28 protein-coding genes are annotated in these 21,352 nt (G+C 60.3%); 19 read left to right on the forward strand and 9 right to left on the reverse strand.

The window, feature by feature from the left end; all coding sequences use genetic code 11:
* The first annotated feature begins 63 nt into the window (after positions 1–63).
* The 11 genes from ACE3O2_RS17280 (at position 64) to ACE3O2_RS17330 (ending at position 10,412) form a co-directional block, all read left to right on the forward strand.
* Positions 64–1,776: a proline--tRNA ligase gene (locus ACE3O2_RS17280; RefSeq protein ID WP_374339648.1), complete on the forward strand. Its 1,713-nt coding sequence runs from the start codon at positions 64–66 to the stop codon at positions 1,774–1,776.
* An 8-nt stretch (positions 1,777–1,784) separates the two neighbouring features.
* Complete coding sequence (locus tag ACE3O2_RS17285; RefSeq protein ID WP_374339650.1) at positions 1,785–2,399, forward strand: transglycosylase SLT domain-containing protein; 615 nt, start codon at positions 1,785–1,787, stop codon at positions 2,397–2,399.
* A gap of 141 nt (positions 2,400–2,540) precedes the next feature.
* Positions 2,541–2,849 (forward strand): Grx4 family monothiol glutaredoxin, encoded by a 309-nt coding sequence (grxD, locus tag ACE3O2_RS17290; RefSeq protein ID WP_374339652.1) that lies wholly within the window; start codon positions 2,541–2,543, stop codon positions 2,847–2,849.
* Between the two features lie 91 nt (positions 2,850–2,940).
* Entirely contained in the window at positions 2,941–3,411 is a 471-nt protein-coding gene (locus ACE3O2_RS17295; protein WP_374339654.1) for a prepilin-type N-terminal cleavage/methylation domain-containing protein, read from the forward strand.
* A 414-nt stretch (positions 3,412–3,825) separates the two neighbouring features.
* Entirely contained in the window at positions 3,826–5,334 is a 1,509-nt protein-coding gene (locus ACE3O2_RS17300; RefSeq protein ID WP_374339656.1) for a Wzy polymerase domain-containing protein, read from the forward strand.
* 11 nt (positions 5,335–5,345) lie between these two features.
* A complete protein-coding gene (gene cyaY, locus ACE3O2_RS17305; protein WP_374339658.1) occupies positions 5,346–5,669 on the forward strand; it encodes an iron donor protein CyaY in 324 nt (107 codons plus the stop codon).
* A 145-nt stretch (positions 5,670–5,814) separates the two neighbouring features.
* Positions 5,815–7,017, forward strand: a complete 1,203-nt coding sequence (locus tag ACE3O2_RS17310; protein WP_374339660.1) for an STAS domain-containing protein — start codon at positions 5,815–5,817, stop codon at positions 7,015–7,017.
* Positions 7,018–7,079: 62 nt separating this feature from the next.
* A complete protein-coding gene (gene hslV / locus ACE3O2_RS17315) occupies positions 7,080–7,616 on the forward strand; it encodes an ATP-dependent protease subunit HslV (RefSeq protein WP_374339662.1) in 537 nt (178 codons plus the stop codon).
* Between the two features lie 33 nt (positions 7,617–7,649).
* Positions 7,650–8,978 (forward strand): ATP-dependent protease ATPase subunit HslU, encoded by a 1,329-nt coding sequence (gene hslU, locus ACE3O2_RS17320; protein WP_374339717.1) that lies wholly within the window; start codon positions 7,650–7,652, stop codon positions 8,976–8,978.
* 88 nt (positions 8,979–9,066) lie between these two features.
* Positions 9,067–9,570, forward strand: coding sequence for a peroxiredoxin (locus ACE3O2_RS17325; RefSeq protein ID WP_374339664.1), 504 nt, complete (start codon positions 9,067–9,069; stop codon positions 9,568–9,570).
* 71 nt (positions 9,571–9,641) lie between these two features.
* The gene (locus tag ACE3O2_RS17330) at positions 9,642–10,412 is read left to right on the forward strand and encodes an exodeoxyribonuclease III (protein ID WP_374339666.1); all 771 of its coding nucleotides are present in this window, start codon (positions 9,642–9,644) and stop codon (positions 10,410–10,412) included.
* 5 nt (positions 10,413–10,417) lie between these two features.
* Here ACE3O2_RS17330 and ACE3O2_RS17335 read toward each other — a convergent pair whose 3' ends face one another.
* Positions 10,418–10,798, reverse strand: a complete 381-nt coding sequence (locus ACE3O2_RS17335) for a DUF4440 domain-containing protein (RefSeq protein ID WP_374339668.1) — start codon at positions 10,796–10,798, stop codon at positions 10,418–10,420.
* Between the two features lie 85 nt (positions 10,799–10,883).
* A complete protein-coding gene (locus ACE3O2_RS17340; protein ID WP_374339670.1) occupies positions 10,884–11,603 on the reverse strand; it encodes a siderophore-interacting protein in 720 nt (239 codons plus the stop codon).
* A 165-nt stretch (positions 11,604–11,768) separates the two neighbouring features.
* On the opposite strand from ACE3O2_RS17340, the gene ACE3O2_RS17345 reads away from it, so the two are divergent.
* Positions 11,769–12,356, forward strand: a complete 588-nt coding sequence (locus ACE3O2_RS17345) for a TetR/AcrR family transcriptional regulator (RefSeq protein ID WP_374339672.1) — start codon at positions 11,769–11,771, stop codon at positions 12,354–12,356.
* Here the strand turns inward: ACE3O2_RS17345 and ACE3O2_RS17350 are convergent.
* From ACE3O2_RS17350 to ACE3O2_RS17375, 6 genes are all read right to left on the reverse strand, one after another.
* On the reverse strand, positions 12,338–12,907 hold the full coding sequence (locus ACE3O2_RS17350) for a GNAT family N-acetyltransferase (RefSeq protein ID WP_374339674.1): 570 nt from the start codon (positions 12,905–12,907) through the stop codon (positions 12,338–12,340). The two genes, ACE3O2_RS17345 and ACE3O2_RS17350, sit on opposite strands and share 19 nt — an antisense overlap.
* A 136-nt stretch (positions 12,908–13,043) precedes the next feature.
* Positions 13,044–13,757 (reverse strand): helix-turn-helix transcriptional regulator, encoded by a 714-nt coding sequence (locus ACE3O2_RS17355; RefSeq protein ID WP_374339676.1) that lies wholly within the window; start codon positions 13,755–13,757, stop codon positions 13,044–13,046.
* On the reverse strand, positions 13,754–14,134 hold the full coding sequence (locus ACE3O2_RS17360) for a hypothetical protein (protein WP_374339678.1): 381 nt from the start codon (positions 14,132–14,134) through the stop codon (positions 13,754–13,756). The genes ACE3O2_RS17355 and ACE3O2_RS17360 overlap by 4 nt, the downstream gene beginning before the upstream one ends.
* Positions 14,131–14,439 carry a hypothetical protein gene (locus ACE3O2_RS17365; protein WP_374339680.1) on the reverse strand — a complete coding sequence of 103 codons (309 nt, stop codon included), beginning with the start codon at positions 14,437–14,439 and terminating at the stop codon, positions 14,131–14,133. The genes ACE3O2_RS17360 and ACE3O2_RS17365 overlap by 4 nt, the downstream gene beginning before the upstream one ends.
* A gap of 96 nt (positions 14,440–14,535) precedes the next feature.
* Positions 14,536–15,672, reverse strand: coding sequence for a PilT/PilU family type 4a pilus ATPase (locus ACE3O2_RS17370; RefSeq protein WP_374339682.1), 1,137 nt, complete (start codon positions 15,670–15,672; stop codon positions 14,536–14,538).
* A gap of 39 nt (positions 15,673–15,711) precedes the next feature.
* Positions 15,712–16,752, reverse strand: coding sequence for a type IV pilus twitching motility protein PilT (locus ACE3O2_RS17375; protein WP_374339684.1), 1,041 nt, complete (start codon positions 16,750–16,752; stop codon positions 15,712–15,714).
* Positions 16,753–16,826: 74 nt separating this feature from the next.
* Here ACE3O2_RS17375 and ACE3O2_RS17380 point away from each other — a divergent pair, with 74 nt between their 5' ends.
* Genes ACE3O2_RS17380 through ACE3O2_RS17405 form a run of 6 tightly spaced genes read left to right on the forward strand, consistent with a single transcriptional unit; the run spans position 16,827 to position 20,587 of the window.
* The gene (locus ACE3O2_RS17380) at positions 16,827–17,528 is read left to right on the forward strand and encodes a YggS family pyridoxal phosphate-dependent enzyme (RefSeq protein WP_374339686.1); all 702 of its coding nucleotides are present in this window, start codon (positions 16,827–16,829) and stop codon (positions 17,526–17,528) included.
* On the forward strand, positions 17,525–18,043 hold the full coding sequence (locus tag ACE3O2_RS17385) for a hypothetical protein (RefSeq protein WP_374339688.1): 519 nt from the start codon (positions 17,525–17,527) through the stop codon (positions 18,041–18,043). The genes ACE3O2_RS17380 and ACE3O2_RS17385 overlap by 4 nt, the downstream gene beginning before the upstream one ends.
* Before the next feature lie 51 nt (positions 18,044–18,094).
* Positions 18,095–18,916 carry a pyrroline-5-carboxylate reductase gene (gene proC, locus ACE3O2_RS17390; protein WP_374339690.1) on the forward strand — a complete coding sequence of 274 codons (822 nt, stop codon included), beginning with the start codon at positions 18,095–18,097 and terminating at the stop codon, positions 18,914–18,916.
* Positions 18,913–19,701 (forward strand): serine O-acetyltransferase, encoded by a 789-nt coding sequence (cysE, locus tag ACE3O2_RS17395; RefSeq protein WP_168878164.1) that lies wholly within the window; start codon positions 18,913–18,915, stop codon positions 19,699–19,701. The genes proC and cysE overlap by 4 nt, the downstream gene beginning before the upstream one ends.
* A complete protein-coding gene (locus ACE3O2_RS17400) occupies positions 19,698–20,279 on the forward strand; it encodes a YggT family protein (protein ID WP_374339692.1) in 582 nt (193 codons plus the stop codon). The genes cysE and ACE3O2_RS17400 overlap by 4 nt, the downstream gene beginning before the upstream one ends.
* Entirely contained in the window at positions 20,276–20,587 is a 312-nt protein-coding gene (locus ACE3O2_RS17405) for a DUF167 domain-containing protein (RefSeq protein WP_374339694.1), read from the forward strand. Before ACE3O2_RS17400 ends, ACE3O2_RS17405 begins: the two co-directional genes overlap by 4 nt.
* 6 nt (positions 20,588–20,593) lie before the next feature.
* Here the strand turns inward: ACE3O2_RS17405 and ACE3O2_RS17410 are convergent, their stop codons facing one another.
* Positions 20,594–21,004 carry an FxsA family protein gene (locus ACE3O2_RS17410; protein ID WP_374339696.1) on the reverse strand — a complete coding sequence of 137 codons (411 nt, stop codon included), beginning with the start codon at positions 21,002–21,004 and terminating at the stop codon, positions 20,594–20,596.
* On the opposite strand from ACE3O2_RS17410, the gene cutA reads away from it, so the two are divergent.
* The gene (gene cutA / locus ACE3O2_RS17415; RefSeq protein ID WP_374339698.1) at positions 21,003–21,344 is read left to right on the forward strand and encodes a divalent-cation tolerance protein CutA; all 342 of its coding nucleotides are present in this window, start codon (positions 21,003–21,005) and stop codon (positions 21,342–21,344) included. The two genes, ACE3O2_RS17410 and cutA, sit on opposite strands and share 2 nt — an antisense overlap.
* Positions 21,345–21,352 lie beyond the last annotated feature (8 nt).

A 21,352-nucleotide genomic window follows, 5' to 3' on the forward strand; every position in this document is an offset into this window, starting at 1 on the left:
CCGGGGCAAACGGTACACTAGCAGACTTTGATCGTTTCCGATCCATACCGGACCTGTACTGCCATGCGTGCCAGCCAATACTACCTCTCCACCCTGAAAGAAGCGCCCGCCGAGGCCGAACTGATTTCCCACAAGCTGATGCTGCGTGCTGGCTTGATCAAGCGCCTGGGCAGCGGCCTGTACAGCTGGATGCCATTGGGCTTGCGCGTGCTGCGCAAAGTGGAGGCCGTGGTGCGCGATGAAATGGCGCGTACCGCCAAGGCGCATGAATTGCTGATGCCAGCGGTGCAACCTGCTGAACTGTGGCAAGAATCCGGCCGCTGGGAATTCTATGGCAAGGAGCTGCTGCGCCTGAAAGATCGCCATGAGCGCGATTTCGTGATCGGGCCGACGCATGAAGAGGTGGTCACCGATATCGTACGGCGTGACGTACAAAGCTACCGCCAGCTGCCGGTGAACCTGTATCAGATCCAGACCAAATTCCGCGACGAGATCCGCCCGCGCTTTGGCGTAATGCGCGCGCGCGAATTCGTGATGAAGGACGGCTACTCCTTCCATACCGACTTTGCCAGCCTGGAGCAGACCTACTGGGATTATCACCGCGCCTACTGCAATGTGTTTACCCGGCTGGGGCTAAAATTCCGTGCGGTGGCAGCGGATACCGGCTCCATCGGCGGCACCGGCTCGCATGAGTTCCAGGTGCTGGCCGACTCCGGCGAGGACGAAGTGGTGTGGTGCCCGCAATCCGAATACGCTGCCAACATCGAGCTGGCCGAGGCCGTTGCGCCCGCGCATGCCCGCCCGGCCGCCAGTCAGCCACTGCACAAGGTACATACCCCGGGCGTCAAGACCATCGCCCAACTGTGCGAGTTTCTCAAGGTGCCGGTTGAGCAGACCGTCAAGGCAGTGGTGGTGGATGGCAGCGATGACCGCCCGGTGCTGCTGATGGTGCGCGGCGACCATAGCCTGAATGAGATCAAGGCCGAAAAACTGCCGCAGGTGAAGGTACCGCTGACCTTCTCCAGCCCGGAGGCCATCCGCGAAGCCTTTGGTGCCAACCCCGGCTCGCTGGGCCCGGTCAATTTCCCGGGCACCGTGGTGATGGACCGGACCGTCGACCGCATGGCCGACTTCGTCATCGGCGCCAATGAAGACGATCAACATTACACCGGGGCCAATATTGGCCGCGATTTCCCCGAGCCACTGGTAGCCGATATCCGCGATGTGGTGGCTGGCGATCCGTCCCCGGATGGCAAAGGCACCCTGGAAATCTGCCGAGGCGTAGAGGTCGGCCACATCTTCCAGCTGCGCACCAAGTATTCGGAAGCCTTGCAATGCAACTGGCTGGACCGGGAGGGGCAGACTCACCCGATGGAGATGGGTTGCTACGGCATCGGCATCTCCCGTGTCGTCGCTGCATGTATTGAACAGAATCACGACGAGCGTGGCATTATGTTCCCGCCCGCCATGGCCCCGTTCACCCTTGCGCTGGTCTCAGTCGGTGCCGACCGCAATCCGGCGGTGGCCAGTGCGGCAGAACAGCTCTACAGCGAGCTGCAAGCCGCCGGGGTAGAGGTGCTGCTGGACGACCGCGATGAGCGCCCCGGCGTCAAGTTTGCCGACATGGAGCTGATCGGCATCCCCTTCCGCGTCACCATTGGCGGCAAGGGTCTGGAGAAAGGGGTGATCGAGTTCGTGCGCCGTGCCGACGGTGTGGTGGAAGAACTGCCGCTGGCGGATGCGTGTGCCGCCATTCGTCAGGCCATCGGCGCTTGAGGGCTCTGATGCATCGCACCCGTTTGACCCGCCCCCTGCTGCTGGGCGTGCTGCTGTACTGTCTGGGCCTGCCCGCATGGGCAGGCAAGCAGGAAAAGGAAATCCTCGCGCCATCTGTACAAACCGCCATGCAACAGGCCATCAACGATAACCGTGAGCCACGGCTGGTATTTGCCGACAAAGCAGAAGGCGAGCGCTGGCTCACTGAGATGATGCTGCGGCTGGAAAAGAAGGTGCCAGATGCCTTCATGCGCAAACGGCTGCTGACCCTGATCCACTATGAAGCCACCCGTGCCGGTCTGGATCCGCAGCTGGTACTGGGCTTGGTACAGGTAGAAAGTGGCTTCAAGAAGTACGCCATCTCCAGCGCGGGCGCACGGGGCCTGATGCAGGTGATGCCGTTCTGGGTCGACCAGATCGGCAATGACAAGCACAACCTGTTCGACGAAGCCACCAGCCTGCGCTTTGGTTGCACCATCCTGCGTCACTATCTGGACCTGGAGAAGGGCAATCTGTATCTGGCGCTGGGCCGCTACAACGGCAGCCGTGGCCGACCGGAATACCCGAACATGGTGCTGGGCGCCTGGCGCAGCCGTTGGCAGTGGGGTAGCAGCGGCAGCTGACAAAAATGCCTGCCGCATTGCGACAGCGATTGACGCTCTGCGTCACTTTTCCTAGAATCCGACAAAATCACTCAAGTATTTTCCACTGCGGAAGCTGATCTTCTAACCGTCAACGCCCTAGCGGGCCGGAGTCCATACACCATGAGCGCACAAGAGCACATCCACCAGACCGTGACCAGCCACAAGGTGGTGCTGTACATGAAGGGCACCCCCACCTTCCCGCAATGCGGCTTCTCTTCTAACGCCGTGCAGATCCTCAAAGCCTGTGGCGTGGCCGATTTCAAGGCGGTGAACGTGCTGGACGACCCGGAAATCCGCCAGGGCATCAAAGACTACGCCAACTGGCCCACCATCCCGCAGCTCTATGTCGGCGGTGAGTTTGTGGGTGGCTCCGACATCATGCGCGAGCTGTATGAGAGCGGCGAATTGCAAAAAATGTTGTCAGCATAAACACGCTGGCACGCATTGTGCATATAATGCCCACAAGGCCAAGCACAAGACTTGGCTTTGCCATCCTAGACAACCCTTACGGGAGAATCATATGAAACGCGTTCAACAAGGTTTTACCTTGATCGAACTGATGATCGTAGTTGCGATCATCGGTATTCTGGCCGCCATCGCCATTCCGCAATACCAGGACTACGTGACCCGCAGCCGCTGGCAAGACAACATCTCCGGCGTGGGTGCGATCAAAACTGGTATTGCTGAATGCATGCAGGACAACACCGGCAACTCCGCCCCCTGCGATACCTACACTGAGCTGGTAAACTCCAATTACATTGGCGCAGCCGCAACTGGCTCAACTTGGGCATTGAAGTTTGGCTTCGCTGATGTGACCACTTCCGGTGCAATTCGCGTCGGTGGCACCGCACAAGTTGGGAGCTGCGGGATTACTCTGACCCCGAGCCTGGTTGACAATCAGCTGCAGTGGGTTTTCACGAACTCGGGTGTTACTGTCAACAGCCAAGGTGGTACAACTTGCACGAAGCGTCGCACTGGCGTCGGCACCTAAGCTAGCTGACTGCATCAGCAATGAACAAAAAAGGGGCTGCCAGCCCCTTTTTTGTTTTTTATGCACATGCAGCTCCTAGCTTGCTGAAAATTGACTTCTTCGTTTTTGCTTATAAAGTGAGTTTGTTATATTAACAAGCTAATAAGCATAAGTAACTCCCACCTTACCCACCTGCACAGAATAATCATCATGCCGCAAGAACTAAATACACGACCTTACTTCTGCATAAGCCTTGTTGTAAGTCTGTGCAGTTTGCTGCCCTTTATAATCCCTTTCAGCCTGCTGCCCGACCCTGGCTGGGTATCAGCTGTCAGCGGCGTTTACCCCCCATTGTTATTGATATTGGGTTGGGCCTGCTGGCGCCACGGTCAGCTTGCATTTTCCTTATCTTCACTTAGCTGGCTGGCGTTTGGGATGCTGCTGTTATTGCAATCCCGCCTGATTCCCACCCCATATTTAGCCAATAACTGGCTACCAGCGCTGGCCATGCTGGTAGCGGCATTGCTGACTTGGGCGCTGCTTGCCTTGCGCGAGCAATTCGGCGTGTCACGTGTGTTACAGGCTCTAGCTTGGGGCTTGGTCATCGGTGGTCTCTACAATGTTCTGATCGCAACGCTGCAATGGTTCGATGCAGCTAAACTGCTACCGTGGTTTGCTTTGGGCGCCAATGCCAAGATGCAAGGCGTGGTCGGCAACCTGGGGCAACGTAACTGGCTAACCGAATACCTGCTATATGGCATGCTGGCCATCTGCTGGCTACTGCCGCAAGTCTCACGCAACACACAGCGGCTATTGTGGCTTGCCGCGGTAGCTTTTGCTTGGGTGATCGCGATGACCGGTTCTCGTTCGCCCATACTGATTGGCGCAGCCTTGGTGTTATGGGCGACCTGGCAATATCGTCAACATCGCAGTGCATTTTCACGCCATGTCATGATGATGATCGGCCTGCTGGCGCTGGCTACCTTTGGTTTCTGGCTTCAGCAGCAGCTCTGGGGGGCCGGGGAAAGTGCCATCACCTCCATCAATCGTGGCGGCATGCGGAGATTGATTGAGTGGCAGAAGTGCATTGACCTGTTTCTGGCCCACCCGTGGCTGGGTGTGGGCTGGGGCAACTATGCCTGGCATTCCTTCCAGCTACAGCAGCTGCCCGCCTACGCCAAGGTGGTAGAGTCTGCCATGTTCGACCATTCCCACAATGCCTTCTTCCAGTTACTGGCGGTGACGGGCCTGGCAGGTTTGGCCTGCATTGCGCCATTACTGTGGGTTGGAGTCCGGCAAATCTGCCGCCGCGAGCAAGACAATCTGATCGGTGCCCTGCTGATTGTGATCCTGATCCGCGCACAGCTGGAGTGGTCGCTCTGGGTGCCAGGTTTCTTCTTCTTTGCTGTCATCTTGCTGGCGCTCTGCCCCCAATCTGCCTGGGGGCGGCGCGCGTGGAAACCCAGTTTCCGTTTGTCTATCGGCCTTTTTGCCCTTTGCATGTTGCTGGTGAGCAGCCTTACGGTGTACCAATACACACGATTGTCGCGTATTTTTACCGGGGATAAGAACCTGAAGGGTGACTCGGTCATGATTGATCTGGTCAGTTATTCACAGAATATCTGGTTGAGCGCCATAACCGATCGTATAATAGCGGCGCGACTCAGCTATGACCGTAATTGGCTACCCATGAAACTGGACCTGCTAACGCAGGTGAATCTTAATACGCCACATCCAGTCTTCTTGATCCGCGAGGCCTACTTCCTAGCGCTGAATGGCCAAACCGCACTGGCCCACCAACGCGTGCAGCAAGTTTTGGTCGCCTATCCGCGTTATCGCGACCAGTTCATTATCGCCCTGCTGGAAGATCCCAGCCCGGAAGGCAAAATGATCCTCAGCATGCTGATTGATCATGCCCGCCGCTATGGCCCGCAGCTCAAATAAGGGGCTTGAACATGACCGAGTCCGAATTCCTTACCCATACCGATCAGGTCTTCCGTCATCTGCAGGACCAGCTGGATGCCAGCGGGCTGGACCTGGAGGTGCTGTGGAGTGGCAATGTGCTGGAGATCGAGTGTCCGGATGGCAGCAAGATTGTGGTCAATCGGCATGTGCCGAATCAGGAGTTGTGGATTGCGGCACGCAGCGGGGGTTACCATTTTGCCTGGCGGCAGAATGAATGGCTCAACACCCGGGATGGGGGGGAGTTTTATGCCACCCTCTCGGAGTGTCTCTGCAATCAGACAGGCGAAGAATGCGGATTGCATAAATCTGTCTAAGTGGATCAGATTCTGGATACAATAACGGGTGAGAAGATTTAAATATTGCGAAATGTCATCTCTTTCCCATCATCTGGGCCTACACTAGAGGCAAGGCGGGTGGAATGGAGAGCCCGCGCAAACCGGATGCCTTGATCCCGTGGCCATGTTTTCGTTTTTCAAAAAGAAGCCGGACGAGCCTGCCAGCCCGTCCGCCCCCAGCGTTGCGATCCCAAAGGGGCGCGAAGCCAGCCCGGCTGCGCCTGTTATCGTGCAGCCCGCAGGCAAGGTTGCACCTGCGCCCGAGCCTGCGCCTCCTTTGGCCGAGCCCACAACGGCCCTGCCGGATACTTCCGCTTTTTTCCCGGTTGAGCTGGCACCCGCCGATGTGTCGGCCATGGAAGAGGCCGCCATTCTCTACGCCAATGAGCAATATGAAGCGGCAGTGGAATTGCTGAGTGCGCAGGTCAATAGCGAGCCGCGCTGTGACGAAGAGCTGTGGCTGATGCTGCTGGAGCTGTATCAGGTACAGAACAACAAGGCGGCGTTTGATGAGTTGGCCCTGCAGTTTGTGGTGGCGTTTGAGCGCACGGCCCCGATCTGGCAGCGTGCCAGCCGCAGTGCCGCCACAGGCAAAGAAAGTAGCAACGCGCTGACCCTGCTGCCGAGCCAGCTGAGCGAAGCGGGCATCAGCAAAGCCATCCAGCAACTGCAGCAGCAAGCGCAGAAGCAGAAGCTGGTACAGCTGGACTGCAGCCGGGTGACCGACTTGGTGGCGACCGCCCTGCCTGCCATGACCGACGCGCTGCGCCTGCTGCGTCGCCAGCAAGTGCGCGTGCAGCTGGCGCAGCCCGAAGCCTTGCTGCAACTGCTGCAAGACCGAATCGAGATGATGCGGCGTGATGAGGCCGACATTCCATGCTGGCTGTTCCTGCTGGAGTGTCTGCAATGGCAGGGGGATCAAGAAGCGTTTGAAACCCTGGCGGTCGATTACGCGGTCACCTATGAAGTCTCCCCCCCCTCCTGGGAGCCTTTACCCAAAGCTCCCGCCGCCAAAGCAGCCCCCTCCGAGGCACCCTTGGCCGCCCCCTTGGCAGATGCCTTTGTGCTGCGAGGCCATTATGGGGCAGACAAGGTGGGGGAGCTGGACCTGTTGATGGAACATGCCGAAGCCCGTAGCGTGGTGAATATTGACTGCTTGCTACTGGAGCGTATGGATTTTGTCTCCGCCGGTCACCTGCTCAACCTGCTGGTGCAACTGCAGCAGCAGGGCAAGGAACTGCACCTGCGCCAGGTGAGCCATCTGGTGGGTGCGCTGTTCCGTGTGCTCGGCATGCACGATTTCTGCAAGCTGCACTACCGCAAGTAAGCCCCTTGCGTTTTGCCTGAGCTGCCCCCATCTGCTGGGTAATACGCAACAGAAAGCCCAGCATGCAGCAATTCGACGGCACCACCATCCTGTCTGTCCGCCGTGGCAGGCAGGTTGCCCTCGGTGGCGATGGCCAGGTCACCCTCGGCAACATCGTCATTAAATCCACCGCCCGCAAGATTCGACGTCTGTACCGCGACGAGATCCTGGCCGGATTCGCTGGCGGTACGGCAGACGCCTTTACCCTGTTCGAGCGTTTTGAAGGCAAGCTGGAAAAGCACCAAGGCCACCTTCTGCGCGCTGCCGTCGAACTGGCCAAGGATTGGCGTACCGACCGCATGCTGCGGCGGCTGGAAGCCATGCTGGCGGTGGCCAACCGCGACCACACCCTGATCATCACCGGTAATGGTGATGTGCTGGAACCGGAAGATGGCATTGCGGCCATTGGGTCAGGGGGGGCTTACGCCCAGTCTGCCGCGCGCGCATTATGGGAAAATACCACGCTCGCACCGGTCGACATCGTCAAGAAGTCGCTGACCATCGCGGGCGACCTGTGCATCTACACCAACCAGAACCATTTGATCGAGTCGCTGGACTAATCCGCACCCGTGTCGCAGGAAGCCTCCATGAGCATGACCCCGCAGGAAATCGTCCACGAGCTGGACAAGCACATCATCGGCCAGCAAGCCGCCAAGAAGGCGGTCGCCATTGCTTTGCGCAACCGCTGGCGTCGCCAGCAGGTGGCAGAGCCGCTGCGGCAGGAAATCACCCCGAAAAACATCCTGATGATTGGCCCCACCGGCGTGGGCAAAACCGAGATCGCCCGTCGTCTGGCACGGCTGGCCGATGCCCCCTTCATCAAGGTGGAAGCCACCAAGTTCACCGAAGTCGGCTATGTTGGGCGTGATGTGGACAGCATCATCCGTGATCTGCTGGAAACCGCCATCAAGCAGACCCGCGAACAGGAGGCCCACAAGCAGCGTCATCATGCCGAAGACCGTGCCGAGGATCGCGTGCTGGATGCCCTGCTGCCGCCACCACGCCAGATGGGCTTCGGGCTGGCGGAAGACAAGCCGGACGATAGCGCCACCCGCCAGAAATTCCGCAAGATGCTGCGTGAAGGCCAGCTGGACGACAAGGAAATTGAAATCGAGCTGGAAGCCCCCAAGGCCAGCGTCGAGATTTTCTCGCCACCTGGCATGGAAGAGTTGACCAGCCAGATTCAGGGCATGTTCCAGAACATGAGTGGCGGCAAGAAAAAAAGCCAGAAGCTGACGGTGAAAGAGGCCTACAAGCTGCTGGTGGAAGAAGAGGCCGCGCGTCTGGTCAATGACGAGGACGTCAAGGCCAAGGCGCTGCGCAATGTCGAGCAGAATGGCATCGTGTTCCTCGACGAGATCGACAAGATCACCAGCCGCTCCGACGGGCAGAACAGTGGCGAGGTCTCACGCCAGGGCGTGCAGCGTGACCTGCTGCCATTGGTGGAAGGCACCACCATTTCCACCAAATACGGCATGGTGAAAACCGACCACATCCTGTTCATCGCCAGCGGTGCTTTCCATCTGGCCAAACCGTCCGATTTGATCCCCGAGCTGCAAGGCCGCTTCCCGATCCGTGTGGAGCTGGAGTCACTGTCGGTCACCGATTTTGAGAGCATCCTCACCCGTACCGATGCCTGCCTGATTCGTCAGTACCAGGCCCTGCTGGCCACTGAGGGCGTCACGCTGGAGTTCACCCCGGACGCGATTCACCGCATGGCCGAGATTGCCTGGCGAGTGAACGAGAAGACCGAGAACATCGGCGCACGCCGCCTGTACACCGTGATGGAGCGCCTGCTGGAGCAGATCTCCTTCCAGAGCGCCAATGAACAGGGCAAAACCATCACCTTGGACGCGGCAGCGGTAGACCAGCAACTGGGTGAACTGGCGGTCAATGAAGACCTTGCCCGTTACGTGCTTTAACGCTTTGAGCAGAACCCACCACAGACCCGCTTCGGCGGGTCTGTTGCATTGCAGGGGCAATAACCCTGATCACAACAAGGAGAAAACGATGATTGAAGCTGGCAAGCAGCTCCCCGCTGGGCAACTGAGCGAATACCTGACCGAGCCGGGCGAGGGCTGCAGCATTGGCCCCAACCGCTTTGAGGTACAGGAACGCCTGAAGGGCAAGAAGGTGGTGATTTTCGGCCTGCCCGGCGCCTTCACCCCCACCTGCTCGGCCAAGCACCTGCCGGGCTATCTTGGCGAGATCGAACAGTTTCGCGCCAAGGGCGTGGACGAAGTGTGGTGCTTTGCGGTCAACGATGCCTTTGTGATGCACGCCTGGGGCGAGCAGCAAGGTGCCAGTGGCAAGGTGGCCATGATTGCCGATGGTAGCGCCGACTACACCCGCGCCCTCGGCCTGGAGCTGGACCTCGCCGCCCACGGCATGGGCCTGCGCTGCAAGCGCTTCGCCATGATCGTCGAAGATGGCGTGGTGCGCTCTGTGGACGTAGAAGCCCCCGGCCAATTCACGGTCAGTGACGCCGCCAGCCAATTGGCCCGTCTCGGCTAAGCGGGCACGGAGCCATTGACGCCCCCGGGCGCAACCCCTATGCTGCGCCCACCCGCCACCGGAGCCCTCCCATGCGCATTGCCACCTGGAACGTCAACTCGCTCAATGTCCGACTGCCCCACGTGCTGCAATGGCTGCAGCAGGCCGCACCGGATGTGCTGTGCCTGCAAGAGCTGAAGCTGGAAGACCACAAGTTCCCGCGTGCCGAGCTGGAGGCGGCCGGTTATCAGGTGGCCTTTACCGGCCAGAAAACCTACAACGGCGTGGCCATCCTCTCGCGCCAGCCGCTGGAAGACATCCAGTACAACCTGCCCAACCTGCCAGACGAGCAACGCCGACTGGTGGCCGCGACGGTGGGTGGCCTGCGGATTGTATGTGGCTACTTTCCCAACGGTCAGGCACTGGACTCCGAGAAGTACCCTTACAAACTGGGCTGGTTGAGTGCGCTACACGACTGGCTGCAGGGCGAGCTTCAGCGCTATCCTTCGCTGGCCTTGCTGGGCGACTACAACATCGCCCCCGCCGACCTCGACGTACACGACCCCAAGGCGTGGGAAGGGCAAGTGCTGGTCAGCCCGCCTGAGCGGGAAGCGTACCAACGCCTGCTGGCACTGGGCCTGACCGACGCCTACCGTCACCTGCAGCCCGCGACCGAAAAAGCCTTCACCTGGTGGGATTACCGCATGAACGGCTTCCGCCGCAACCTCGGCCTGCGCATCGACCACATTCTGCTTTCCGCCCCGGCACTGGACAAGCTCTCGGCCTGCGACATCGACCGCGAGCCCCGCACTTGGGAACGCCCCAGTGACCACACCCCGGTGTGGGCTGAATTGAAAAGCTGAAGCGTCTAGCCTACTCGCTTGGCAAACCGGCGGGTGGGCGTGCCTTGGTGGAAGCGCATCTGCCAACCCGCAGCCGTGTGCTGCCAGAGCGAGCTGCGCAGGGTGAAGCGGCTGAGGCGGCCAGATGCATCCAGGTTGGCGGAACGGTAGGTCAACTGCGCTAACGCATCACCCAGTGGGGTCAGTGCATAGTCTTGCGACCAGATGGCAGGGCCTTCGCTTTCCGCCAGCAAGGCGGCGACGATGCTGTCGCGGCTGTACACGGTGCCAGACCGGCCAAACTCCTCAAACGCCGGGTGCAGCAGCGCTTCTAGCCGTGCCGGGTCATGGCGAACTGCCGTTTGATGTAGTTCTATTTCCTGAGCACGTAGCAGTTCAAGCAACATGGGCTGACCTGAGCAATGATGGGCAGCAGCGGGACTGGCCTCGCTGAAGCGCTATCATGCATGACCACGTGCTGCAGAACAAGATTCAGTCCTTGAAGCGTGCCTCGCCTTGCTTCCAGTAGCCTTTGGCGCTCACCGGGATGCCCGCATTGCGGTAATGTACCTGCAGGGCTCGAATGGCGGTGGCTTCGCCCGCCAGCCAGACATAGCCCGGACCGGGTGGCAATGCATGCTGGCTCAAGCATTGATACAGTGCCCAGCCCGGTTCTTTTTCTGCGCTCAGCCAATGTACCTGCAGCAAAGGGTGAGCAGGCATGGTCTGTTGCTCCTGCGGTCCCGCCACTTCGGCTACCATCTGTACTGGCAGGTGGGCAGGCCATTGCCGCAGAATGGAATGCATGGCAGGCAAGGCGGTGGCATCCCCTCCCAACAACAGCCAGCTCACGTCGGCCGGGGGGTCAAATCGCCCCAGTCGTGGCCCCGCAAGCCGGACCTTCTGCCCGGGCTGCGCCTGCGCGGCCCAGGCGGAGACTGGGCCCAGCGGCTGATGCAACACAAACGCCAACTCCAGGGTTCCTGCTACAGTGTCCAGCCGCTGGATGGTATAGGCACGGCTTTCACCACCGGGAACCTCTACCTTGACCCAACTGGCAGGTCGCACGGTGTCATCATTCTCCAGCAGTGGCTGCAAGTCCCCTCCCAGTACAATGCGACGCATCAACGGCGTGTCCTGATAGACCTGCAGCACTTCAGCATCCACCTTGATGCGCAGACGGGTCACGGTATTCAATAAGGGCTTCAGCATGGGAGGGTAATCTCGTCAGTTTCACTCGAGGAAGTTTAAATATGAGTAATTGCTCGCGTTATGCAGTATAGGCATAATGCGACTCATTACCTACTCACATTCCCCTGCGCCATGCCCGCTATCCCCAAACCCCGAAAGCAGCCCAGCCAGCAGCGTTCGCAGCAGATGGTGAACAACATTCTGGAAGCGACAGCTCGCATTCTGGTTGAGCGCGGCTACGCTGGCACCAATACCAATATCGTGGCCGAGCGGGCCGGTGTCAGTGTTGGATCGGTGTATCAGTACTTTCCTAACAAAGATGCGCTGATTGCCGCCCTGCATGCCCAGCATGGCGAAGAGATGCATGCCATGATGCGGAGTGTGATTCTGAGCACCCATGGCCTGCCACTGGCTGAGCGGCTGGCCCGCTTGATTCACGCCCAGCTGGCCGCCCATCTGGCACAGCCAACACTGTTGCGCATACTGGAGCTGGAATTACAGCATCTGGATGAGCCCAAGATGAGCCCCTCACACGAGCGAGTGGTAATGGAGGGTATGCTGTCCTTGCTGCGTGAACACCAAGATGAATTCAAGCCGCCAGAGCCGCAACTGGCGGCCTGGGTACTGCTGAACACCGCCAAGGCATTGATCCATGCTGCAGTGATCTCCCCACCTGCCGGACAGGACATCGTTCAACTGGAAGCGGCCATCACCCAGAGCTTGATCGGCTACCTGCAAGCTGCGTGTATTACTCCTCAGCCAACCGCAGCGTAAACGCAGCTATTGCGTAGTTGACCATCTGGCGTAATGCGCTCGTGGCGCAGTATGCCTTCCAGCTGCATGCCGATAGCCTCGCACAGACGGCGACTGGCAACATTCGCCTCATCCGTCCAGGCGCTTACCCGGCGCGCACCCAGCTGTGCAAAGGCATAGCGTACCAAAGCTCCAGCAGCTTCACGCATCAAGCCCTGCCCCTGATAGCCTTTTCGGCCCCAATAGCCAATCTCAAAGCTGGGAACGGCCCAGTCAATATCATGCAAGCCGATGCTGGCCACCAGCTCACCTGCGGAGTCGAAGGCCAGATAATTCAACGTGGTACGTTGCATGAACCAGGCCGCGCTCAAACGGCACCAGCTCTCGGACACTTCTACCGAGGGCTCAGCCTGCGCCCACGGCAGGGAGGCAGGCCATTGCCGCAGCAGGTCCAGCGTCTCCACCACCGCCGCATGGACGATAGTGCCATCGCCAGCACGGGGTACCCGCAGTTGCAAGCGAGGGGTAGTCAATTCGGCCTTGATGTCACGCAGCAGAGCAGGGGTAGTCATGAGGGTAAGACGCGGCATGCCACCACGCATGCCGGCTCCATGGAATGGTCGACCCGTAGATTACAGCACGCCCATACAGTGCGCACAATCGGGAGCCACCGCCCAGATCATGGCATGGCTGAGACAGTACAGATGCTTAGTGTCGCACCTGCTCATGATCTGCAATCAAACGGGCATGATCTTCTCGCAAGCTGCGCAGATAATCCTGCAATGTTCGACCTTCCTGCAGTGGATACCCTTCCTCCAACACCCGCCACTGCTGCAGACGGTCGATACGGAAGTGGCGCATGGCCTGGCGCAATTCGCACCAGGCTGCCAGCGTCCAGCGATCGCCCCAGAAGAACAGTCCCAGTGGCCACACCACCCGCTCGGTCAGCAGGCCATCCTCACGCACATAGCTAAGCAGCAGTTTGTGACGCTGCAAGATGGCTTCCCGCACCGGGGCCAGCCGCTCCAGCGGGTAGGGGCGCTGGCCGGCCACATAGGAGGGGTTGGCTTGCAGCATTTGCACCAGTGCAGTGGGCAAGGTGGTTTCCAGCTTGGTCATCGCCGCCTGGGCCGCCTGCCGGGCCTCCCGGTCCGCCCAGCCCGCCACCATGCGCGCGCCGAGGTGCAAGGCGCGCACCTCATCCGGGGTGAACAGTAGTGGCGGCAATTCAAACCCCTTGCGCAGCCGGTAGCCTACCCCGGCTTCGCCATCAATCGGTGCGCCACTGCTCATCAGGTCACGGATATCGCGGTAGATGGTGCGGTCGGACACCTCCAGCCATTCCGCCAGCTGCTGGGCGGTGGTACAGCGCCGCCCGCGCAGCAACAGCAGGATCTGCATCAGCCGGTCGGCCCGCCTCATCGGCGCTTCCTGGTCTGTCCGATGGCAACCGCCTCGGCCAGCAAGCCCAGCAGCTCATCGCCTGCAACATCGCCCGCTGCCTCAAAGCGCAAGTGGCGACAACGCTTACCGTCTCCCAGCAAGCGTTGCTGCGGATCATGCAGCTCAACCCCATGCTCGAACAGCAGGTGAACCGCACCATCCCGCTGCGGAAACAGGCCGCAGACATAGCCTGCGGTGGCATGATGAAAAGCCAGCCCTTGCCAGCCCAGATTCAGGCGCTCCTGCAAAGGCTGGGCGTCAAGCAACTGAGCCCGCAGCTGCAGCAGTAGTGTCGCGCACGGCTCCGGCCAGCGCGCCAGCCAGTCCAGCACGGCGGCAGACGGCGGGGTGATCACAGTGGGTAGCTCTGCAGGTGCTGCATGTCGATACTCTCCGGCTCAATCAGCGCAAAAAAAGCGCCGCAGCTGGGTAATTGCATCACCGCCTGCATGGCAGCCTGCGCACTGGCAGCATCCTGCCACAGAATCGAATCCAGCCAGCGCCCATCCTCCGAGCGGGCCAGCTGGCGATGGCGAAAGCCCGGCAGGCGGGCGACATCGGCCTGCATGGCATGTGCGGCAGCGAGCACAGTGTCGGCGTCAACGTCGGGGTGGGTGCGAAACCACACTTGCTCAAGGCAGGCGGCAGTGGCAGCGGTCATATCAGGGCTCCTGTCAGTCGTCACCGGCGCGAATCGCCAGCTGGAACTGCAGTGTACGCCCGGCTCCTGACAGGCCTCTGTCAGGAGCCTTGCCGGTCAAACGATGTCGAGGTGATCCAGCCCGGAGAGAATGTCCCGGCTCTTGGCTTCCTGCCCGTGCAGCTTGATGCGCAGACGCAGGTCATTCACCGAGTCGGCATTACGCAAGGCATCCTCGTAGCTGATATAGCCACCTTCGTAGAGATCGAACAGCGCCTGGTCGAAGGTCTGCATGCCCAGCTCGCGGCTCTTGGACATGATTTCCTTGATCTCGTGCACATCGCCCTTGAAGATCAGGTCCGCAATCAGCGGCGAGTTGAGCATGATTTCTACCGCAGGCACCCGCCCCTTGGTGCCCTTGATCGGCAACAGTCGCTGCGACACAAAGGCTTTCAGGTTCAGCGACAAGTCCATCAGCAGCTGGGCACGCCGCTCTTCCGGGAAGAAGTTGATCACCCGGTCCAGCGCCTGGTTGGCCGAGTTGGCATGCAGGGTGGCCATGCACAAGTGGCCGGTTTCGGCAAAGGCAATGGCGTAGTCCATGGTGTCGCGGTCACGAATCTCACCGATCAGGATCACGTCCGGCGCCTGCCGCAGGGTGTTCTTCAGTGCGGCACCCCAGCTGTCGGTATCCACCCCGACTTCACGCTGGGTAATGATACAGCTCCGGTGCTCGTGCACGTACTCGATCGGGTCTTCGATGGTGATGATGTGGCCGAAGGAGTTTTCATTGCGGAAGCCGATCATCGCCGCCAGCGAAGTCGATTTGCCGGAGCCGGTACCACCGACAAAGATCACCAGACCGCGCTTGGTCATGGCAATGTCTTTCAGTACAGTGGGCAGCTTCAGCTCGTCCAGCGTCGGAATCTTGGTGTTGATGGTCCGGAACACCAGTCCGACCTTGGCCTGCTGCACAAAGGCGTTCACCCGGAAGCGGCCAATCTGCGGCGGACTGATGGCAAAATTACACTCGTTGGATGCTTCAAACTCTTCGGCCTGGCGGTCGTTCATCACCGCCCGGGCCAATTCCTTCGTGTGCTGTTGCGACAGCGCCTGATTCGAGACTGGCGTCACCTTGCCGTCGATCTTCAGCGCCGGGGGGAAGTCTGTCGTAATGAACAAATCAGATGCATTCTTGGCGACCATCAGCTTGAGCAGGTCGTGCATGAATTTGGTAGCCTGATCGCGCTCCATGGCAATCTCCTTGAATCAGGTCAGCGCTGCTGCACCGGGTTACTGGAACAGATCCTTGTTGGCGGCGCGCACCTTGGCTTCGGCACTGCTCACGATATTGCGACGCACCAGCTCCTGCAGACACTGATCCAGCGTCTGCATGCCGACGCCCTGGCCGGTCTGGATGGAGGAGTACATCTGGGCAATCTTGTTCTCACGGATCAGGTTCCGGATCGCCGGGGTGCCGATCATGATTTCGTGCGCCGCCACCCGGCCCGTGCCGTCCTTGGTCTTGAGCAGGGTCTGCGAAATCACCGCCCGCAACGATTCGGACAACATGGCACGCACCATGTCCTTTTCTGCTGCCGGGAACACGTCAACAATCCGGTCGATGGTCTTGGCCGCCGAGCTGGTGTGCAGGGTACCAAATACCAGGTGACCGGTTTCGGCGGCGGTCAACGCCAGCCGGATGGTTTCCAGGTCACGCATTTCGCCCACCAGAATCACATCCGGGTCTTCCCGCAGCGCCGAACGCAGCGCGTTGTTGAAGGAGAGCGTATGCGGCCCGACTTCGCGCTGGTTGATCAGGCACTTCTTCGATTCGTGCACGAACTCGATCGGGTCTTCCACCGTCAGGATGTGGCCGTACTCGTTTTCGTTGATATGGTTGATCATGCCGGCCAGCGTGGTGGACTTGCCGGAGCCGGTCGGCCCGGTGACCAGCACAATGCCGCGCGGCTGATTGGAGATTTCCTTGAAGATCACCGGTGCATTCAGCTCTTCCAGCGTCAGCACCTTGCTCGGGATGGTACGGAACACAGCGGCAGCGCCCCGGTTCTGCACAAAGGCATTCACCCGGAAACGCGCCAGGTTGGGGATTTCAAACGAGAAATCGCACTCCAGCGTTTCTTCATACACCTTGCGCTGGCCATCGTTCATGATGTCGTACACCATATCGTGTACGTCTTTGTGCTCCAGCGGCGGCAGGTTGATACGCCGTACGTCACCATGCACCCGGATCATCGGCGGCAGCCCGGAGGACAAGTGCAAATCGGACGCCTTGTTCTTTACTGAAAACGCCAGCAGCTCAGCGATTTCCATTTATACTATCCTTTCGCGCAGATGCAACGGCAAACAACGGCAGGAAGCGCCTTCACAGGCGGCAACAGTCCATTATGAGTTCAATATCCAGCGCCTTGCAAGGCGTGCTCCAGCAGATCCGGCAAACGGCGCTTGCCGCCGGGCGTGAGCCTGACAGCGTGCAATTGCTGGCCGTCAGCAAAACCTTTCCGGCAGAAGCGATCCGGGAAGCCTGGGCCGCCGGGCAAACGGCGTTTGGCGAAAACTATGTGCAGGAACTTCTGGACAAGGCCCATATTCTAACGGATTTGCCAGTACAATGGCATTTCATCGGGCCGTTACAGAGCAACAAGACGCGCCCCGTTGCCGAAATTGCACACTGGGTTCATAGCGTAGACCGGCTGAAGATTGCCGAGCGCCTGTCCGCCCAACGGCCCGCACATCTGCCGCCCTTGAATATCTGCCTGCAGGTCAACATCAGCGGGGAGGACAGCAAGAGCGGTGTGGTGCCGTCGGAGCTGCCCGCGCTGGCCGCAGCGGTGGCGCGCTTGCCCCGTCTGGCCTTGCGTGGGCTGATGTGTATTCCAGCCCCGACGACGGACCCGCTACAGCAGCAGGCCGCGTTTGCTGCCCTGCGAGAGCTTTATGAGCAGCTGCAGGCGAACGGGCTGGCGCTGGACACCCTGTCGATGGGCATGTCTGCCGACATGGTGGCCGCAATTCGGGAAGGGGCGACCATGGTGCGCGTCGGAACGGCCATTTTCGGTCACCGCCATTACCCGGGGAATCCTGCATGAACCTGTCGTTCCGTCCGTTGCCACAGCTGCTGTTGCTGTCCGCCCTGAGCCTGCTGCTCAGCGCCTGTCCTTCCCATCAGCAACCCGCCAACCGGGGAACGCCGACGCCAGTCATCAGCAGCGGCAACACCACACCCACCACCCCGCCGCCCGCAAACACCAAACCGGTGGTCCCGGCCAGCGGGCCGCAGGTCAGCTTGCCCGGCAACAACAGCAAACAGGCTTTTGACCGACTGGCAGACATGCGCGCCAAGAAGGACATGAAGACCAAGACCCGCAGCAAAACCCAGCTGACCGTCGCCCGCCTGCTGCCGCAAGTGAAAGGCAAGCCGCTTGAAGAAGTGCGCATCAGCTACCAGATTAACCAGCAAGGCAACACCATGCTGCTGACCGCCCGCGCGTATCAGGTCCAGCAGCCAGATACCTTTACCGAACGTGTCACCGACATTACCCCCCAGCTGGCGGAGAGAATCCAGGCCGAGCTGGACGAACTCGCTGCCGGTATCAGCCGCTGACCCCGCCCGGGCCACGCCGATACCGGTTGATGAACATGGAGCCTGCACAACATGCGCATTACCTTTATCGGCGGCGGCAATATGGCCGCAGCCCTGATAGCCGGCCTGCACCAGCAGGGGCACCCCGACCTGCAACTGCATGTGGTCGATCGTAACGAGGACAAGTGCCGCCGCTTTGCCGAGCAGCACGGCGCCAGCTGGTCGCTGAATGTCAGTGAGGCGGACCTGCAGGCCGATGTGGTGGTGCTCGCCATCAAACCACAGGGCATGGCGGCACTCGCCGAGCAGATTCGCCCCTGGCTGCATCAGCAGCTGCTGATCTCGGTGGCGGCGGGCATCCGTACCAGCACACTCAGCCAATGGTTGGGCGACTACCGCCAGCTGGTGTGGGTGATGCCGAACACGCCAGCCCAGATTCAACGAGGGGTTTCCGGTGTATACGCCATGCCGGAAGTACAGCAGGCACAACGCACCCTGGTGGATCAGCTCCTCGCCGCCGTAGGAACGACCGTGTGGCTGGATGACGAAAACCGCATGGATGCCCTGACCGCCATTTCCGGCTGCGGCCCAGCTTATGTGTTCCTGATGGTCGAGGCACTGGCGGAAGCCGCCCGCAAACTGGGCTTCTCGGATGCCGACGCCAGCCAGCTGGCGGGCCGCACTTTTGAGGGTGCCATTGCGCTGCTGGCCCACAGCGGTGAAGACCCAGCCAGCCTGCGACAGAAAGTCACCTCCAAAAAGGGCGTGACCGAGCAAGGCATCCTCAGCCTACAGGCCGACGGTCTGGCAGAGATTGTCTGCCGTGCCACTGAGCGTGCCCAGGCGCGCTCGGTGGAAATGGGTGCACTGCTGTCGCAAGGGGCGCAAGCATGAGCAAAGATGCACTGTGGCTCAGCATACGGGATGAGGTCAGCCGCACTGCGGCCGAAGAGCCCATGCTGGCCTCTTTCCTGCACATGACCGTGTTGCGGCACAAGACGCTGGACGATGTGGTGGCCTTTCACCTCTCCAGCAAGCTGGCCAGTCCAACCATGGATGCACGGGTGCTGATGGAGTTGATCAGTGAAGCGCTGGCCGCAGACCCGGTGATCATGCAGTCCATCCGGGCTGACATTGAAGCCGTACGCAGCCGTGACCCGGCTTGCAAGGATTTCTCCACACCGCTGCTGTTCTTCAAGGGTTTCCAGGCCTTGCAGTGCTACCGCATTGGCAACTGGCTGTGGCGACAGGGGCGGCACGCGCTGGCCATGCACATCCAGAACCGCATTTCGGAAGTGTTTGCGGTGGAAATCCACCCGGCGGCACGCATCGGTAAAGGCATACTGCTCGATCATGGCACCGGCTTCGTGGTCGGCGAAACGGCCGTGATCGAAGACGACGTGTCCATCTTGCAGGAAGTGACGCTCGGCGGTACCGGCAAGGAATCCGGTGACCGCCACCCCAAGATTCGGCAGGGGGTGCTGATCGGGGCTGGCGCCAAAATTCTTGGCAACATCGAAGTGGGCAAAGGCGCCAAGGTCGGCGCCGGCAGCGTGGTGCTGAAGGCCGTGCCGCCGCACGTTACCGTGGCGGGGGTACCGGCACGGGTGGTGGGCGTCTGCGAAAACGACAGCCCGGCTGAGCAAATGGATCACCGCATTCAGGAACCGCTGGCATGATGCAGGCTTTGGGATTCATCCTCGATACCATTATCGGTTTTTTCATTCTGGTGCTGCTGCTGCGGTTTTCACTGCAGTGCGCCCGCGCCTCGTTCAATAACCCGCTGTCGCAGTTCTGCATCAACTTCACCAATTGGCTGATACGCCCGCTGCGGCGGATCATCCCCGGCCTGTTCGGGCTGGACCTGGCCACGCTGGTGGCGGCCTTGCTGGTGGCCTGGGTGCTGAGTCTGCTCAGTGCCTGGATTCTGCAAAGCACAGGCTTTACCTTGCCCTTGAGTGTGTTGCTGCCCTTTACGCTGGGACTGGCAGTCATCAAGGTCATGCAGGTCGAGCTGTATCTGCTGATCGGCAGCGCCTTTGTATTGTGCATCCTCAGCTGGACCAGCCCTTATCATCCGCTGGCGGGTTTGCTCAGTGCCCTGGTCGGCCCACTGTTGCGCCCTTTACAACGGCTGATCCCGCCAGTGTCTGGTTTTGACCTCTCCCCACTGGTGCTGATCCTGGTACTGCAAGTGATCCTGTATTTTGCGCTGCCCTCCTTGCAGCAAAGCCTGCTGCGGGCCGTGCTGCTTTGAACGCCAGCTGGCTGCGGCAGGCCGCAGCGGGGGAATGGATACTCACGCTGCACATCCAGCCCGGTGCCAAACGCAGTGAAGTAGTCGGGGTGCATGGCGAGGCGCTGAAAATCCGCCTCGCCGCCCCACCGGTTGACGGCAAGGCCAATGCGGCCTTATTGGTCTTTCTGGCGACGCAACTGAACATCCCGCAACGACAGCTTGAACTGCTCAGCGGTGAGACCAGCCGCAGCAAGCGGGTGAAGGTATCCGGCCCGGACGAGGCGCTCCGCCCTCGTCTGCAGGCCTTGGTGGCCGCCCTGGGCTGATTGCCCTTAATCCATGCGGCGAAACTCGCCTTCCAGCACATCCGGGTCCGCATGCTGGGTAGTGGGTCCCTGCGAGGGGCTGACGCTGGCTTGCCAGCGCTGCGGCATCGGCCACGGCAAGAGCAGCAGCAAGGCCAGTACATCGGTGAACATGCCGGGGATGATCAGCAGCACCCCGGCCAGACCCTGCCGCAAAGCATACAGCAAGCCCCATACCGGCAATTGTTGCTGTCGGGCCGACTGCAACATGACCCAGGCTGCCGTCAGGCGTACACTCTTCAGCAAGCCCCACCCCAGCAAGATGGTGACCAGCATATACAGCCAGACCCAGCTACCGATCTGCTGACCCAGCCAGACCAGACCCAAGACTTCCAGCACCGGCAAGGCCAGCACACACAACAGGGCAACACGCAACATGACAACACTTTCGACTGAAGGACTTCTGGTCCTGTGCAATATTCCGGCCAATGCCGACCCGGCAGGCATGGCCCAGCTTCTGGTGGAAGAGCAACTGGCGGCCTGCATCAACCTGCTGCCGCCCGTTCGCTCGTTCTACCGCTGGCAAGCGCAGGTGGTGCAGGATGAAGAAACACCCTTGCTGATCAAAACCACCCAGCAGGCCTACCCGGCGCTGGAAAAACGCTTGCAGGCCTTGCATCCGTATGAACTTCCGGAGATCATCGCAGTCCCTATATGCAAAGGGCTGCCGACTTACCTCACTTGGATGGTCGACAGTGTCAAAGCGTTCCCCGAATGAAGTGAAAC

It is taken from the genome of Leeia sp., from assembly GCF_041909055.1.
Lineage (GTDB): Bacteria > Pseudomonadota > Gammaproteobacteria > Burkholderiales > Leeiaceae > Leeia > Leeia aquatica.